Here is a 13,757-nt window from a genome sequence, read left to right as displayed (position 1 = left end):
CTACGCCAGTTCGCGCTCGACCTGCAGCGGCAGGGCGGGGAGTGCCGGGACCGGCATCAGGCGCTGATCGACGCTGTCAGGAACTGACCACTCATCCCCGAGCGCCTTGCCGACATACGCCCGCATGGCCGCAATGTGCTCGATCTCCCCGTAATACTGCGCGCCGCCCGGCAACTGGGCTATCCACTGGTCATCGAACAGTTGCATCGCCGTGATTCCAGCCCGGGCTATCAGCGCCGCGGCATCGGCGCCACCCGCTGACGGGTTGTAGTGCGTGCCATCAGCCAGGAAATACGCATCAGCATCCTGATAGAACGGGTGCTTACCCAGCGTCACTCCCTTGCTGGTTACCTTGGCCACCCAGTAATCCAGGCTCGCGCCCTCCAGTTCTGCTGCTCTGATCGTTGTCATTGTCTTTCCCTCTTGATGGCCACGATTGTATCGCGGCGGGGGCCGCCGGGTTGGCTTAGCTTTGCCGCGGAATCGGAAGAACATCGCAGCATCACCCCGCAGAGCCAATAGACACGGGCACCTGCGGGGGTTCGAATCCCCCTTAATCTGCGGAATTTCTTGCTCCGCAAAACGGGAGCGGGTATAGGCGGGATGCGGGTTTCCGGGTTGCCGGAAATGGAGAATTGCGGAGCAGGAATTAGGCTGAAAGCCGCGCCTTTATTGGAAACCTTGGCAGCTTGGGAAGCTAAGGTAATAGCCATTATACGACGCCCGCGAACCCGCGATTCTATGCGGGATCCCGGGGGGATGCAAGCGAGTGGCCGATGGGGCGCATTCGGCGTCAGGCCTTGTACGCGAAGTCCTTGCCAACCTCCTGGCTGATATAGCTGCACAGGCCGCGTCCCGCCGTGGCGAGGCGCTTCATCTGTTCGACATGACGGCGGCCGGGCCTGCGGTAGTCATAGGTGTAGACGTGGCCGTTGTCGAAGCGGATCCGGATGTGCTCAGGACCGAATTCGTAGGCGACCACACCCGATTTGCCGCTGAGATTCCGATAGGGCTGCATAGCTGCCAATGATAGGCCGTGTTTGGACTGGCTTGCCGCGGCCGGCGACGCGCGGCGTATAGTGGCTGGCACGCCGGCGCACAGGGCCGCAAGCGCCGGCGCCCTCCCGCAATGTCAGGATACCCCCCACCTTGACCACCGACTTCTTCGCCCGCTTCGAAGCCGAATGCCTGCCGCGCATCGCCGATGCGATCGGCCAGCAGCACCGGCGCTTGCAACTCCAGCCGCTGCCTGCCGATGGCGCCGGGATGCCGCCGCGCCTGCGCATGACGGCAGAAGGCCCGCCGGAGCTGCGGCGCCATCCGTATGCGCTCGATATCACGCTGGCGTGGGACGGGCTGGAGGTGCAGCGCCTGTTCGCCGCGGGCGGCGAGGCGCGCTTTGCCGGCTACCTGGCGGCGCTGCCGTCCAAGCTGCGGGCGTGGCAGGAACCGCGCGGCATCGATTTCCGCTCGCTGTCGCAGGCCGATCCGCGGATCCTGATCGGCGGGCTGGATTTCGAGCACTGAGCGGCTGGCAGGAATCAGCCAGTCACACGCAGCCGGCACACCGCGCTTTCCGATTGCCCTGGCTCGATCCAGCGCAATCCCTGGCCGTGGTGGATGGCATCCGGCAGGCCCACCCACGGTTCCACGCAATAGAAGTCCGAGGTCTCGGTCTCGGACCACGTGGTCACGGCATGCCAGGGCGTGCTGCCGGGCAGGTCGAGCTCGAAGCCGATACGGTGGCCGGGCATGGCCAGTTGTGCCGAGGGGCTGCCGCGGAAGACGTGGAAGGTGTCCTGCAGCCGTGGATCGTCGAGCTGGTAGGTCGACTCGCCAGACTCTGCCGGTCCCGGGCTGCCATCCGGCAACTGACGCTTGCGCTCCGTGTCGGGCAGCGCCAGCGACGCCGCGGCGCGCTGCGCGTGGGACAGGGCGAAATAGAAGTGGTGGCCGGGATAACAGGGCAGGCGCTGCGTGCCGGTGTTGGTGGTGCGCAGCGCCACCTCCAGGCCGTCGGGCAGCAAGGTGTAGACCACATCGAACACGAAGGCAAACGGATAGCCGGCGCGCGTCGCCTCGCTGTCGCGCAGCGTCATCGTGATGGCAGCCTGCGGGTCGATGGCGCTGACGTCGAAGGGCAGGTCGCGCGCAAAGCCGTGTTGCGACAAGGTATGGACCGTCCCTTGTCCGTCACGCCATTGCCCCGGATTGCCGTCGACAAAATGCCGGCCGATGAACGGGAACAGCAGCGGGTTGCCGCCGCGGATCTTGGCCGGCCGGCTCCAGTCGGCGGCGTCGGGCCAGTACAGCAGGTCCTGGCCGCGGTGCACCCAGCGGACCAGCCGCGCCCCGAATTGCGGCGCCAGCAGCAGGTAGGTGTCGGCCTGGCCGATGCGCACCAGCGGCTGGCCCTGGAAGTCTTCGGTTGGCAGGTTGTGCATGGGGGGAGAGATCAGGGCATGGCGCTCAGTTCGCCGCCGGCTCGGCCTGGCGGGCCTTGAGGAAGCGCGCGGCGTAGTCGAAGTACCAGTCGAGCGTGTCGGGGTTGGCCATGGCGTCGCGGTTGGCGATGCCCTGCGGCGCATGGCCCAGCAGCAGCTTCTTGATCGGCACCTCCATCTTCTTGCCCGACAGCGTGCGCGGCACGCCGGGCGCCTGCACGATCTCGTTGGGCACATGGCGCGACGACAGCGCGTTGCGGATGCGCGCGCGCAGGGTGTCGCGCAAGGCGTCGTCCAGCACCATGCCTTCGCGCAGCACCACGAACAGCGGCATATACGATTCGCGGCCGAGGTATTCGAGGTCGACCACCATGCTGTCCATCACCTCGGGCAGGTCTTCGACCACGCGGTACAACTCGCTGGTGCCCATGCGGATGCCGTGGCGGTTGATGGTGGCGTCGGAGCGCCCGTAGATCACCGCGCCGCCGCGTGTTGTGATCTTGATCCAGTCGCCATGCCGCCAGACGCCGGGGTAGGTGTCGAAATAGCTGTCGCGATAGCGCTTGCCATCGGTGTCGTCCCACAGGTAGAGCGGCATCGACGGCATCGGCTCGGTGCAGACCAGTTCGCCGACGGTGTCGACCAGCGGCTGGCCGTGATCGTCGAAGGCTTCCACCTTCGCGCCCAGGCAGCGGCATTGCATCTCGCCGGAATAGACCGGCAGCAGCGGGCAGCCGGCGACGAACGAGCCCGCGAAGTCCGTGCCGCCCGACATCGGCACCAGCCAGATGTCTTCGCGCACATGGCGGTAGATCCAGTCGTAGGCCTCGACCGGCAGCGGCGAGCCGGTCGAGCCCAGCCCGCGCAGGCGCGACACGTCGGCGATGCGCGCGGGCTCGATGCCGGCCTTCATGCAGTTGGTGAAGAACGCCGCGCCGGCGCCAAACAGGGTTACGCCGGCATCGTCGACAAAGCGCCACAGCACGCCCGCGTCGGGCCAGGCCGGGTTGCCGTCGTAGAGCGCGATGGTGGTGCCCAGCAGCAGCCCCGCCACCTGCGCGTTCCACATGATCCAGCCACTGCTGCTGTACCAGTGGAACACGTCGTCCGGGCCCAGGTTGTTGTGGAACGCCATCAGCTTGAGCTGCTCGATGACGATGCCGCCATGGCCGTGCACGATCGGCTTGGGCATGCCGGTGGTGCCGGACGAATAGACGATCCACAGCGGATGGTCGAACGGCACGGGTTCGATCGCCAGCGGCACGTCGTGCGCCAGCACGTCCTGCCAGGCGTGGACGCGCACGCCGGCGGGCGTCGCGGCGCCGCTGCCGGTTTGCGGCACCAGCACCAGGTCGGTCAGCGAGGGCAGGGCGGCGACCAGCTCGGCCAGCACAGGCGCGCGGTCGTAGGCCTTGCCGCCGTAGCGGTAGCCGTCGACGGCGATCAGGACCTTGGGCTCGATCTGGCGGAAGCGGTCGACCACCGCCACCTGGCCCATGTCCGGCGCGCAGCCGGACCAGACCGCGCCCAGGCTGGCGGTGGCCAGGAAGGCGACCACGGTGGCAGGGATATTGGGCAGGTAGCCGGCGACGCGGTCGCCGCGCTGCACGCCCATCCGGCGCAGCGCATGCGCGAGCGACGCGACCTGCGCCTCGAGCGCGTGCCAGCTGATATCGGCCAGCGGCTGTGCCTCGCCGGCATGGCGGATCGCGGTGCGCTGGCGGGCGCTGCCGCTGCCGGCGTGGCGGAACACCTGCTGCACGTAGTTCAGCGTGGCCCCTTCGAACCAGCGCGCGCCCGGCATGGTGCGCCGGTCCAGCACTTGCCTGGCCGGGGTGTCGAAGCGCACGTCGAAGTACGCGCGCACGGCATCCCAGAAGGCTTCGAGCTCGGTGACGGACCATTGCCACAGGCTGTCGTAGTCGTCGAAGGCCAGGCTGCGTTCGGTGCGCAGCCAGCGCATGAACTGCGCAATCTGGCTGCGGTCGCGGAACGCCTCGGACGGCGTCCACATCAGGTTGCCTTCGGCGAGCGGGGCGGCGGTGGTCATGTCTCCTCCTTGGGCCCGTCTGCCGCGGGCATCGGATGGTGCGAGGGTAGGTTGCGGGCGCCTGTCGCGGGCGCCCGGCATCAGCGTGACATGATAACGGCGGTTGGGCGCAGGCGCGTGCCCGCTGCCATCATCGGCCGGCGGGACGCTCGAACAGCGTTTCCCACAGGGTGTCGACCTTCGCCTTGACCGCGGCATCCATGGCGATCGGGGTGCCCCATTCGCGCGTGGTCTCGCCTGGCCACTTGTCGGTGGCATCGATCCCCATCTTGGAGCCCAGGCCCGACACCGGCGAGGCGAAGTCGAGGTAGTCGATCGGGGTGTTGTCGACCAGCACCGTGTCGCGGCTGGGATCGACGCGGGTGGTGATGGCCCAGATCACCTCCTTCCAGTCGCGCACGTCGACATCGTCGTCGACCACCACGATGAACTTCGTATACATGAACTGCCGCAGGAAGCTCCACACGCCGAACATCACGCGCTTGGCATGGCCGGCGTACTGCTTCTTCATGCGCACCAGCGCCATGCGGTAGCTGCAGCCTTCGGGCGGCAGGTAGAAGTCGGTGATTTCCGGGAACTGCTTCTGCAGCAGCGGCACGAACACTTCGTTCAGCGCCACGCCCAGCACGGCCGGCTCGTCGGGCGGCTTGCCGGTGTAGGTGGAGTGGTAGATCGGGTCGCGCCGCATGGTGATGCGGTCGATGGTGAAGACCGGGAACCAGTCCTGCTCGTTGTAATAGCCGGTGTGGTCGCCGAACGGGCCCTCGAGCGCGTGCTGGTAGCCGGACGGGTGATTGGGATCGGGCTGGATATGGCCTTCCAGCACAATCTCGGCCGAGGCCGGCACGCTCAGTTCGGACAGCGTCGGGGTCAGGCAGCCCGCCAGCGCGGTGCGGCTGCCGCGCAGCAGCCCGGCGAACTGGTATTCGGACAGCGTATCCGGCACCGGCGTCACCGCGCCCAGGATGGTGGCCGGGTCGGCGCCCAGCGCCACCGCGATCGGGAAGGGCTTGCCGGGGTTGGCCAGCGCATGCTCGCGGAAGTCGAGCGCGCCGCCGCGGTGCGCCAGCCAGCGCATGATGACCTGGTTGCGGCCGATCACCTGCTGGCGGTAGATGCCCAGGTTCTGGCGCTTCTTGTGCGGGCCCTTGGTCACCACCAGGCCCCAGGTGATCAGCGGGGCGGCGTCGCCGGGCCAGCAGGTCTGGATCGGCAGGCGCGCCAGGTCGACATCGTTGCCTTCCCAGACCACCTCCTGGCACGCCGGCGCGCTGACGCGCTTGGGCGCCATGTCCCACACCGACTTGGCCAGCGTGAACAGCTTGCCGGCCTCGCGCAGCCCGCGCGGCGGCTCGGGTTCCTTCAGCGCCGACAGCACCCGGCCGATGTCGCGCAGGTCTTCCATCGATTCGGCGCCCATGCCAAATGCGACTCTGCGTGTCGTGCCGAACAGATTGGCCAGCACCGGCACGCTATAGATGTCGCCATGGGGAGCGCCCGCAGGTTGCTCGAAGACGACCGCGGGACCGCCGGCGCGCAGCAGGCGGTCGCAGATTTCGGTCATTTCCAGGTTGGGCGATACCGGGCGGGCGATGCGCCGCAGCTCGCCGAGCCCTTCGAGCTGGCCGATGAAATCGCGCAAGTCTTTGTATTGCATGGTGAATTCTGTTGTGGTGCGGCATCCCGCACCGGATCCAGGGAGGCGGCGGTCAGGTCGGTGACGATACACATTCCTCGGGGCGGCGGCAAAAAAATCGTCCAGCCGGTGCCGCGGAAATTGTAAGTTTTTTGCCCGCCCCGGGGCGGGCCGTAACGTGGCGAGCCAAGGCTACGCCTGCGTTTGCGGGCATCGGAGTGATGCCGGGTCGACCAAAACCGCCTTGTTACAAATAACTGAAAGTAGTGAATTATCGAATTGTTATTCTTGACGGGATATAACACCGTTCCTACAATCCGGTCTGCTCCATGGAGTGTTGCGTCGCAACATGGATTTTCTCCCTGTGTCAAGGGGTGCACATTAAAACAACGTGCCAGAAAGTCCCTCCAGCAAGGACCGATGGTCGTAGACCCGCGCGCATGGCGGGCGACCGGTCGCCTCCGGCGACTTGCCGGAGTGTAGAGAGTTAAGTCGTGGCAGGTAGCGCCCCCCCAGGGCGTGGCCTGTTTCCAGTTGGGCGCACGGGGAGCGCCCTGCCAACAGGTGCTTGGTCGTCACTGCTAGACGGCGCGGCATCCTTACTTGAGTACGTTGAGATCGGGCGCATGCCGCAGTCTGGCACGCGAAGCGGGCAACGGATGGAGGTAAGCATGAGCGGTTGGAAAACCCTTCATCTTCCCGGCATCGGGCGGGCCCTGCAGGTCCGCCTCCGACAGCCGGTACCCGGAGTGAGTCGGGCATTGCAGGTCCGTCTTGCGCATCCGGTCGCGGGCCGCGCCTTGCGCGGTGGCCGCACGACGCTGAAGTACGCCCTGAACAGCCTGGGCGTGATGGCGGTGGTTTCGGCGGTGTCGCTGTCGGTGAGCCAGGAGTGGCGCACCACGCTGGCCGCCTTGCTGGCCGGTGACGAAGCGCCGGCGGTGCTGGTGAGCGCTGCCGTGGCAGCGCCCGCGCATGCCGCCAACGCTGCCAATGCTGCCAATGCTGCCAATGCTGCCAACAGCCCGGCCGTATCCAGCGCCGTCCCGCCGGGCACGGCGGACGTCGCGGCGGCCAAGTTCGGCTATGGCACTGGCCGCGGTGGCAAGCTCGGCCTGCCGACCGTGTCGGGCGTCGACGAATGGAGCCTGGCGGCCAATACCAAGGTGCCGTCGGTCGCGCACCTGGCCGCGCGGATCCCGGTGACGCGCGTGGCGATGGACGCCCGCAGCACCGGCGCCACGCTGGGCAGCGCGCGCGAGCAGGCCGCAGTGGCGGACTATATCGCCCGCAAGTACCGCGTGGCCGCCCAGGCGACCGCGCAGCTGGTCAAGGCGGCCTACCTGACCGGGCGCGAGGTCGGCATCGACCCGCTGCTGATCCTGGGCGTGATCGCGATCGAGTCCAGCTTCAACCCGTACGCCGAAAGCGGCGTGGGCGCGCAGGGCCTGATGCAGGTCATGACCAAGGTCCACCAGGACAAGTACGAAGCCGTCGGCGGCGTGTCCGCGGCCCTGAACCCGTACGCCAACATCAAGATCGGTGCGCTGGTGCTCAAGGACTGCATCGCCCGCGCCGGCTCGCTCGAGGGTGGCCTGAAGTACTACGTCGGCGCCACCACGGCCACCGACGGCGGCTACGGCGCCAAGGTGCTGGCCGAACGTGCCCGCCTGCGCCAGCTGATCGGCGTGCGCAGCGCGCCGGCCAATGCCGACAAGCCGGCCGCCGAGGACAAGGCCCCGGTCGAGCATGCACCGACCGAGAAGCTGGAAGCCAATAACGGGCCGCACAACGCCTGAGCCTGGCCCCGGCATCGCCCAGAAGAAAAGCACCCCGCGGGGTGCTTTTTTGTTGGCCTGCCGCCACAGCGGCAGGGGTGCGGTCAGCGGAACAGTTGGCCCAGCCGCGCCATCGCCTCCTCGATATTCTCGCGCGAGGTCGCGTACGAGATCCGGATGTAGTCCCGGGCCGTATGCGGGCCGAAGTCCTGCCCCGGCACCATCACCACGCCCGCGTCGTGCAGCATGGCCTGCGTCAGGCGGTCGGCGTCGCCGGCGGCCGGGTGGTTGACGCCGCGGCAGTCCGCATACACATAGAAGGCGCCGTCGGGGCGCACCGGCACGCGCAGGCCGAGCGACTCCAGTGCCGGCACGATCAGGTCGCGGCGGCGGCGGAATTCGGCCTTGCGCTCGTCGTAGGTGGCCAGCGCCTCGGGCGTGAAGCACGCCAGCGCGGCGTACTGCGCCACCGCCGACGCGCAGATGAACAGGTTCTGCGCGACCTTCTCGAAGGCCTCGACCAGCGCCTCCGGCACCACCAGCCAGCCCAGGCGCCAGCCGGTCATATTGAAGTACTTCGAGAAGCTGTTCACCGTGACCACGTTCGGGTCCAGGCTCAGCGCCGACACCGGCGCGGCATCGTAGGACAGGCCCTGGTAGATCTCGTCCAGGATGGCGAAGCCGTTACGCGCGCGCACCGCCTGCAGGATCCGCGCGAGTTCGTCGGGCAGGATCGAGGTGCCGGTCGGGTTGGACGGCGAGGCCAGCAGCACGCCGCGGGTCTGCTCGCCCCAGTGGGTCTCGACCTGCGCGGCGGTCAGCTGGAAGCGCTCGGCCGGGCCGCTCGGGATCATGCGCGCGACGCCGTCGAAGGCGGCGACGAAGTGGCGGTTGCACGGGTAGCTCGGGTCCGGCATCAGCACTTCGGCGCCGATCTCGACCAGCACCGCGCACGCCAGCAGCAGCGCCCCGGAGGCGCCGGCGGTGACGATCACGCGCCGCGCCGGGATGTCCAGGCCGTAGGCGGTCTGGTAATAGCCGGCGATGGCCTCGCGCAGCGGATGGATGCCCAGCGCCCCGGTGTACTGCGTGACGCCGCGGCGCATCGCCGCTTCGGCGGCGCGCACCACCGGCTCGGCGGCGGTGAAGTCCGGCTCGCCGATGCCCATGTGCACGATATGGCGGCCGGCGCGCTCCAGCGCGGCGGCCTGCTTGGCCAGCTCCATCACATGGAAGGCGTCAATGTTGGCGAGGCGGGAGGCGGTGGCCAGGTGCTGCAAGTCCATGGTGTTCCGGGCGGGAGGGGCCCGTTCAGCAAAAGGGGTCGGTGGGAATGAAAACACCCGCCGCGGCGGGTGTCGTCTTCATCGCCGCTGGCGCCAGGGCCAGCGCGACGGCACGGCGCAGCCGCGGGGTGGTTTAGCGGCGCGCAGCCACTTCCGCGGCGCGTACCTGGGCAGCGAGCTTGTCCAGCACGCCGTTGACGTACTTGTAGCCCTCGACGCCGCCGAAAGTCTTGGTCAGCTCGACGGCTTCGTTGATCACGACCTTGTACGGGATGTCCAGGCAGTGCACCAGCTCATAGCTGCCGACCAGCAGGGCGGCGCGCTCGACCGGCGACAGTTCATCGACGGAGCGGTCCAGGAATGGCTCGAACGCGGCGGTCAGGCGTGCCTCTTCGCGCACGGCGCCATTGAGCAGCGCGTCGAAGTGCTCGCGGTCGGCCTTGTTGAAGCCCTGGGCGTCGTGCAGGTGGGCCTGGATCGCGCCGATGTCGTTGCGGTTCAGCAGCCACTGGTACAGGCCCTGCAGGGCCAGTTCGCGCGAGCGGCGGCGCGCGCTCTTGGGCGGCGCCTTGGCTTCGGTGCGGGCAGCGCCGGGCTTGCCCCCGGCCGCCTTGCCGGCGTCGTTGTCCGGCGTGTTCGAGGTATCACTCATCATCGTCCTCGTCTTCCTGGCCGCGCAGCGAATCGAGCGCCGCCACCAGGTTGGCCATCTCCACCGCGGCGCGCGCGCAGTCGCGGCCCTTTTCGCGGGTGCGGGCATGGGCCTGCTCGTCGGTGTCGACGGTCAGGATGCCATTGGCGATCGGCACGTTGAAGTCCAGGCCGACGCGGGTGATGCCCGCGCCCGACTCGTTCGAGACCAGCTCGAAGTGATAGGTCTCGCCGCGCACCACGGCGCCCAGCGCGACCAGCGCGTCGAACTGGCCGCTCTCGCACATCTTCTGCAGTGCCAGCGGGACTTCCAGTGCGCCCGGAACGGTTACCACCAGGGTGTCTTCGCCCTCGACGCCAAGCTTTTCCAGCTCGGCCACGCAGGCCTCGAGCAGTTCGGCGCAGACCGGCTCGTTGAAGCGCGCCTGCACGATGCCGATGCGCAGGCCTTCACCGTCGAGGTTGCTGGGGTAGAAGCCGTGATCCATTGTTCAATTCTCCAGTTTTTCGGGAGGGCCGCGGCGGCATGCGCCGCGGCCCGGGTATTCGGGGGGGCCGGCTCGGTACCGGGGCCGGCTCAGTCGGCCTGGCCGCTCATCGGCTGGTAGCCGGTCACTTCCAGGTCGAAGCCGGTCATGCTGGGCATGCGCTGCCTGGCGGCCAGCACGCGCATCTTGCCGACGCCGACATCCTTCAGGATCTGCGCGCCCATGCCATAGGTGCGCAGGTCCGGCTTGCGGCGCGGACGCGACTGCGGGGCGTCGAGCGCGCTGAACTGCGTGAACAGCTGCTCGACGGTGTCGCCGCAGTTCAGCAGCACGATCACGCCCTTGTCGGCCTCGGCAATGGCCTGCATCGCCGCGGGGATGCTCCACGAGTGCGTCGTGCATTTCACTTCCAGCAGGTCGAGCACCGAGAACGGCTCGTGCACGCGCACCAGCGTTTCCTGTTCCGGCGTGGGCTTGCCCTTGACCAGCGCCAAGTGGGCCTGGCCGGTCGGCTTGTCGCGATAGGCGATGCTGTGGAAGGTGCCGTACGGGGTTTGCATGGCGCGCTCGCCGACGCGCTCGATAATGCTCTCGGTGCGGCTGCGGTAGTGAATCAGGTCGGCGATGGTGCCGATCTTGAGGTCATGCTCGCGCGCGAACTCGACCAGGTCCGGCAGGCGCGCCATGGTGCCGTCGTCCTTCATGATCTCGCAAATCACCGCAGCCGGCGTCAGCCCGGCCAGCGCGCCCAGGTCGCAGCCGGCCTCGGTATGGCCGGCGCGGATCAGCACGCCGCCGGGCTGCGCCGTCAGCGGGAAGATATGGCCCGGCTGGACCAGGTCGGCCGGCTTGGCGTCGCGGGCGACGGCAGCCTGCACGGTGCGGGCGCGGTCGGCGGCGGAAATGCCGGTGGTCACGCCCTCGGCAGCTTCGATCGAGACGGTGAAGTTGGTGCCGTGCTGGGTGCCGTTGCGGCTTACCATCGGATGCAGGTCGAGCTGGCGGCAGCGCTCGGCGGTCAGCGTCAGGCAGATCAGGCCGCGGCCATGCTTGGCCATGAAGTTGATCGCCTCCGGCGTGACGAAATCGGCAGCCAGGACCAGGTCGCCCTCATTCTCGCGGTCTTCCTCGTCGACAAGGATGACCATGCGGCCGGCGCGAATGTCGGCAATGATGTCTTCGGTACGGGCGATTGTCATGGCGTGCTGAACGGCAGGTTGGGGCGGAAATCAGGCGAATGGCTGTGGCAGGAACCATGGCCGCGGTGGAAAGCGGCCGGACTGAGGCGGGGCTTCGGGCCGGGCCGGCCGGGCCATATACGCCCGGCAGGTTGCCCAGTCAAGCCGGCTATTGTACGCCAAGGCAGCCCACGCGGGAGGCAGCGGCAGCGGAAAGTGCGCCGGCTGGCGTGGCGAGCGGGGAAGGGGGATCCGCGGAAGGACGCTGGAGCCAGGCGCGTGGCGGCTGCGGCGCCTGGTCGTATGCGCTGCCGGTATCTTGCCTTACGCGGCTTCGGCCAGCGGCGTCCAGTCCGCGGCGGCGGCAGGGGTGCGCAGGCGCGAAGTCCTGGCGATGCGGGTCCGGGCTGCGCGCGTGGCGTCAGCCAGCGCGAGCTCGCGGGTGGGGAAGCCGGCGTTGGGCCGGTGGAACCTGGCGTGCGCATCGAGCGCATACGACCATTCCCATTTGCCGAAGGTCACCTCGGCCAGCGTTACGACCACGTGGCAGTGCTGATAGAAGAAGCTTTCGTCCATGCTGGTTCCGGCGTGGTTGGCGCGTGTGCAACGCGCGATGGATGGCGGGATGGCGGTACGCTGCGTTTCAGCGTTTCAGTCGGTCCGGCCATGGCACCACGGAAAACCGGCATACCGCCGCGCGGCGGGGCGCTTGAACGGCCGGAAGCGCCACAACGGCAATGACGGCGGCTGCAGGCGCGGCCAGCCGTCGCCGACGGCGCGATCCCAGTCGATCAGCAGCGTGACCGCGCGCCGCATCGGCGTCGAACCGAGCCTCAGCAGGCCCATGTGATGCGGCGCGCGGGCGGCATGGTGCGGCGACTGCAGCCGCGGCATCGCCGGAATCCAGCGGTAAGTCATTCGGGAAGCAGGCGCGGGCATGCGAGATCCTCCTGGTCGCCGGGCGCAAGCGGCGCGGCGGTCACGGCGCGGTTGCGCGGCGTGGCGGATGTATGGAAACGCCAGTGAGCAGGACGCGATCGCCAGGCGGCAGCGTCCGATAAGGCGTAGGCGAGGGAAAAGCGAAATGCGAAATGCGCGGGGGTGCGCCGTGGGCCAGACCAGCCGTCGGCACAGCCCTTTCATTCTAGGCGTACCGCGCCGTCCCTCCCAGTTCACTTACAACATAGGCCTCGCGGCGAGAAAACTTGCCACCAGCAAGGGGCGGTAGCGTAAGCTGCACCAGTGGCGCATCTGAAGTGTTCGCCGGACTGCGCGCGGCACCGGGGGTTGAGACCGGTCCGGGCGCGTCCGCAGGTTCGCATTACCCAGGGAGACAGCCATGCCGAGACAGATCAAGAACAAGGCCGAACTGCGTGCGATGGTCCGGGCAGAGCAGGCCAAGGTGCCCGCGTGCGAGGGCGCCTGCTTTGGCGATATTGTCTGGCACGCCCCGGATGCCAGCGGCTGCAACTGGAGCCTGTCGACCATGGAAGGCGGCGACAGCGCCGCGTGCATGGAAGCGCTGCGGCCCTTCACCGATCAGTTGCGCCAGGCTTACAACGTGCCCGACGAGGGCCGCTAGCGTGCGTCTTACGCGGGAGCCTGCGTGTTCGACAGCATCCGTTCCACGTAACGGGCGATCAGGTCGATCTCCAGGTTCACGCGCGCACCGGGCTTGAGCTCCTGCAGCGTGGTCACTTCGACGGTGTGGGGAATCAGGTTGATCGAGAACACGCAGCCGTCGGCTTCATCGGTGACGCGGTTGACGGTCAGCGACACGCCATTGACCACCACCGAGCCCTTGTAGGCCAGGTAGCGCGCCAGCTCGCGCGGGGCGCGGATGCGCAGTTCGTGCGACTCGCCCACCGGGGCGAAATGCACCACTTCGCCCAGGCCGTCGACGTGCCCCGACACCAGGTGGCCGCCGAGCCGGTCGGCCAGGCGCAGCGCCTTCTCCAGGTTGACGCGGCCGGCGCGGTCGAGCCCCACGGTCTTGTCCAGCGATTCGCGCGAGACCTCGACCTCGAAGGCGTCGGGCGCCATGGCGACCACGGTCATGCAGGCGCCCTGGATGGCGATGCTGTCGCCGATGATGACGTCCGACAGGTCGAGCCCGCCCGCGGCGATGCGCAGGCGCACGCCGGCGTCTGCGGCGGCGCCGAGCGGGGTCACGGATTCAATGCGGCCGACCGCCGCGACAATGCCAGTAAACATGGTGGAGTCTTGTGCTTGAGGTGTTGGGAATC

General features: G+C 68.2%; 15 protein-coding genes. 3 read left to right on the top strand and 12 right to left on the bottom strand.

Going from position 1 to position 13,757, the window contains the following annotated elements:
- Together AC3FMM_RS12455 and AC3FMM_RS12450 are read right to left on the bottom strand one after the other, a co-directional pair.
- Positions 1-411: a phage protein NinX family protein gene (locus tag AC3FMM_RS12455; protein WP_488686700.1), complete on the bottom strand. Its 411-nt coding sequence runs from the start codon at positions 409-411 to the stop codon at positions 1-3.
- Between the two features lie 382 nt (positions 412-793).
- On the bottom strand, positions 794-1,018 hold the full coding sequence (locus AC3FMM_RS12450; protein ID WP_414247665.1) for a hypothetical protein: 225 nt from the start codon (positions 1,016-1,018) through the stop codon (positions 794-796).
- Positions 1,019-1,149: 131 nt separating this feature from the next.
- Here AC3FMM_RS12450 and AC3FMM_RS12445 point away from each other — a divergent pair, with 131 nt between their 5' ends.
- The gene (locus AC3FMM_RS12445; protein ID WP_115710464.1) at positions 1,150-1,527 is read left to right on the top strand and encodes a DUF5594 family protein; all 378 of its coding nucleotides are present in this window, start codon (positions 1,150-1,152) and stop codon (positions 1,525-1,527) included.
- Positions 1,528-1,541: 14 nt separating this feature from the next.
- Here the strand turns inward: AC3FMM_RS12445 and AC3FMM_RS12440 are convergent, their stop codons facing one another.
- From AC3FMM_RS12440 to ubiD, 3 genes are all read right to left on the bottom strand, one after another.
- The gene (locus AC3FMM_RS12440; protein WP_473704013.1) at positions 1,542-2,444 is read right to left on the bottom strand and encodes an aldose epimerase family protein; all 903 of its coding nucleotides are present in this window, start codon (positions 2,442-2,444) and stop codon (positions 1,542-1,544) included.
- A 25-nt stretch (positions 2,445-2,469) separates the two neighbouring features.
- A complete protein-coding gene (locus tag AC3FMM_RS12435; protein WP_488686699.1) occupies positions 2,470-4,494 on the bottom strand; it encodes an acetoacetate--CoA ligase in 2,025 nt (674 codons plus the stop codon).
- Between the two features lie 130 nt (positions 4,495-4,624).
- Positions 4,625-6,151 carry a 4-hydroxy-3-polyprenylbenzoate decarboxylase gene (ubiD, locus tag AC3FMM_RS12430; protein WP_414247669.1) on the bottom strand — a complete coding sequence of 509 codons (1,527 nt, stop codon included), beginning with the start codon at positions 6,149-6,151 and terminating at the stop codon, positions 4,625-4,627.
- Positions 6,152-6,801: 650 nt separating this feature from the next.
- Here ubiD and AC3FMM_RS12425 point away from each other — a divergent pair.
- Positions 6,802-7,929 (top strand): transglycosylase SLT domain-containing protein, encoded by a 1,128-nt coding sequence (locus AC3FMM_RS12425; protein ID WP_488686698.1) that lies wholly within the window; start codon positions 6,802-6,804, stop codon positions 7,927-7,929.
- 83 nt (positions 7,930-8,012) lie between these two features.
- Here AC3FMM_RS12425 and AC3FMM_RS12420 read toward each other — a convergent pair whose 3' ends face one another.
- From AC3FMM_RS12420 to AC3FMM_RS12395, 6 genes are all read right to left on the bottom strand, one after another.
- Positions 8,013-9,194, bottom strand: a complete 1,182-nt coding sequence (locus AC3FMM_RS12420; protein WP_414247670.1) for a pyridoxal phosphate-dependent aminotransferase — start codon at positions 9,192-9,194, stop codon at positions 8,013-8,015.
- 133 nt (positions 9,195-9,327) lie between these two features.
- A complete protein-coding gene (nusB, locus tag AC3FMM_RS12415) occupies positions 9,328-9,846 on the bottom strand; it encodes a transcription antitermination factor NusB (RefSeq protein WP_115680886.1) in 519 nt (172 codons plus the stop codon).
- Positions 9,839-10,333, bottom strand: coding sequence for a 6,7-dimethyl-8-ribityllumazine synthase (gene ribH / locus AC3FMM_RS12410; RefSeq protein WP_488686697.1), 495 nt, complete (start codon positions 10,331-10,333; stop codon positions 9,839-9,841). The genes nusB and ribH overlap by 8 nt, the downstream gene beginning before the upstream one ends.
- Positions 10,334-10,422: 89 nt before the next feature.
- Complete coding sequence (ribBA, locus tag AC3FMM_RS12405) at positions 10,423-11,532, bottom strand: bifunctional 3,4-dihydroxy-2-butanone-4-phosphate synthase/GTP cyclohydrolase II (protein WP_115710455.1); 1,110 nt, start codon at positions 11,530-11,532, stop codon at positions 10,423-10,425.
- 303 nt (positions 11,533-11,835) lie between these two features.
- On the bottom strand, positions 11,836-12,087 hold the full coding sequence (locus AC3FMM_RS12400) for a hypothetical protein (protein WP_115680883.1): 252 nt from the start codon (positions 12,085-12,087) through the stop codon (positions 11,836-11,838).
- A 75-nt stretch (positions 12,088-12,162) separates the two neighbouring features.
- On the bottom strand, positions 12,163-12,450 hold the full coding sequence (locus AC3FMM_RS12395; RefSeq protein ID WP_326346623.1) for a hypothetical protein: 288 nt from the start codon (positions 12,448-12,450) through the stop codon (positions 12,163-12,165).
- Positions 12,451-12,850: 400 nt separating this feature from the next.
- Here AC3FMM_RS12395 and AC3FMM_RS12390 point away from each other — a divergent pair, with 400 nt between their 5' ends.
- The gene (locus AC3FMM_RS12390; RefSeq protein ID WP_115710451.1) at positions 12,851-13,093 is read left to right on the top strand and encodes a hypothetical protein; all 243 of its coding nucleotides are present in this window, start codon (positions 12,851-12,853) and stop codon (positions 13,091-13,093) included.
- Between the two features lie 8 nt (positions 13,094-13,101).
- On the opposite strand, the gene AC3FMM_RS12385 is transcribed toward AC3FMM_RS12390, so the two are convergent.
- Positions 13,102-13,725 carry a riboflavin synthase gene (locus tag AC3FMM_RS12385; RefSeq protein ID WP_115710449.1) on the bottom strand — a complete coding sequence of 208 codons (624 nt, stop codon included), beginning with the start codon at positions 13,723-13,725 and terminating at the stop codon, positions 13,102-13,104.
- Between the last annotated feature and the right edge of the window lie 32 nt (positions 13,726-13,757).

The sequence above is a fragment of the Cupriavidus sp. 207A1 genome, from assembly GCF_057798955.1.
This window is presented reverse-complemented; position numbering and strand designations above follow the sequence as displayed.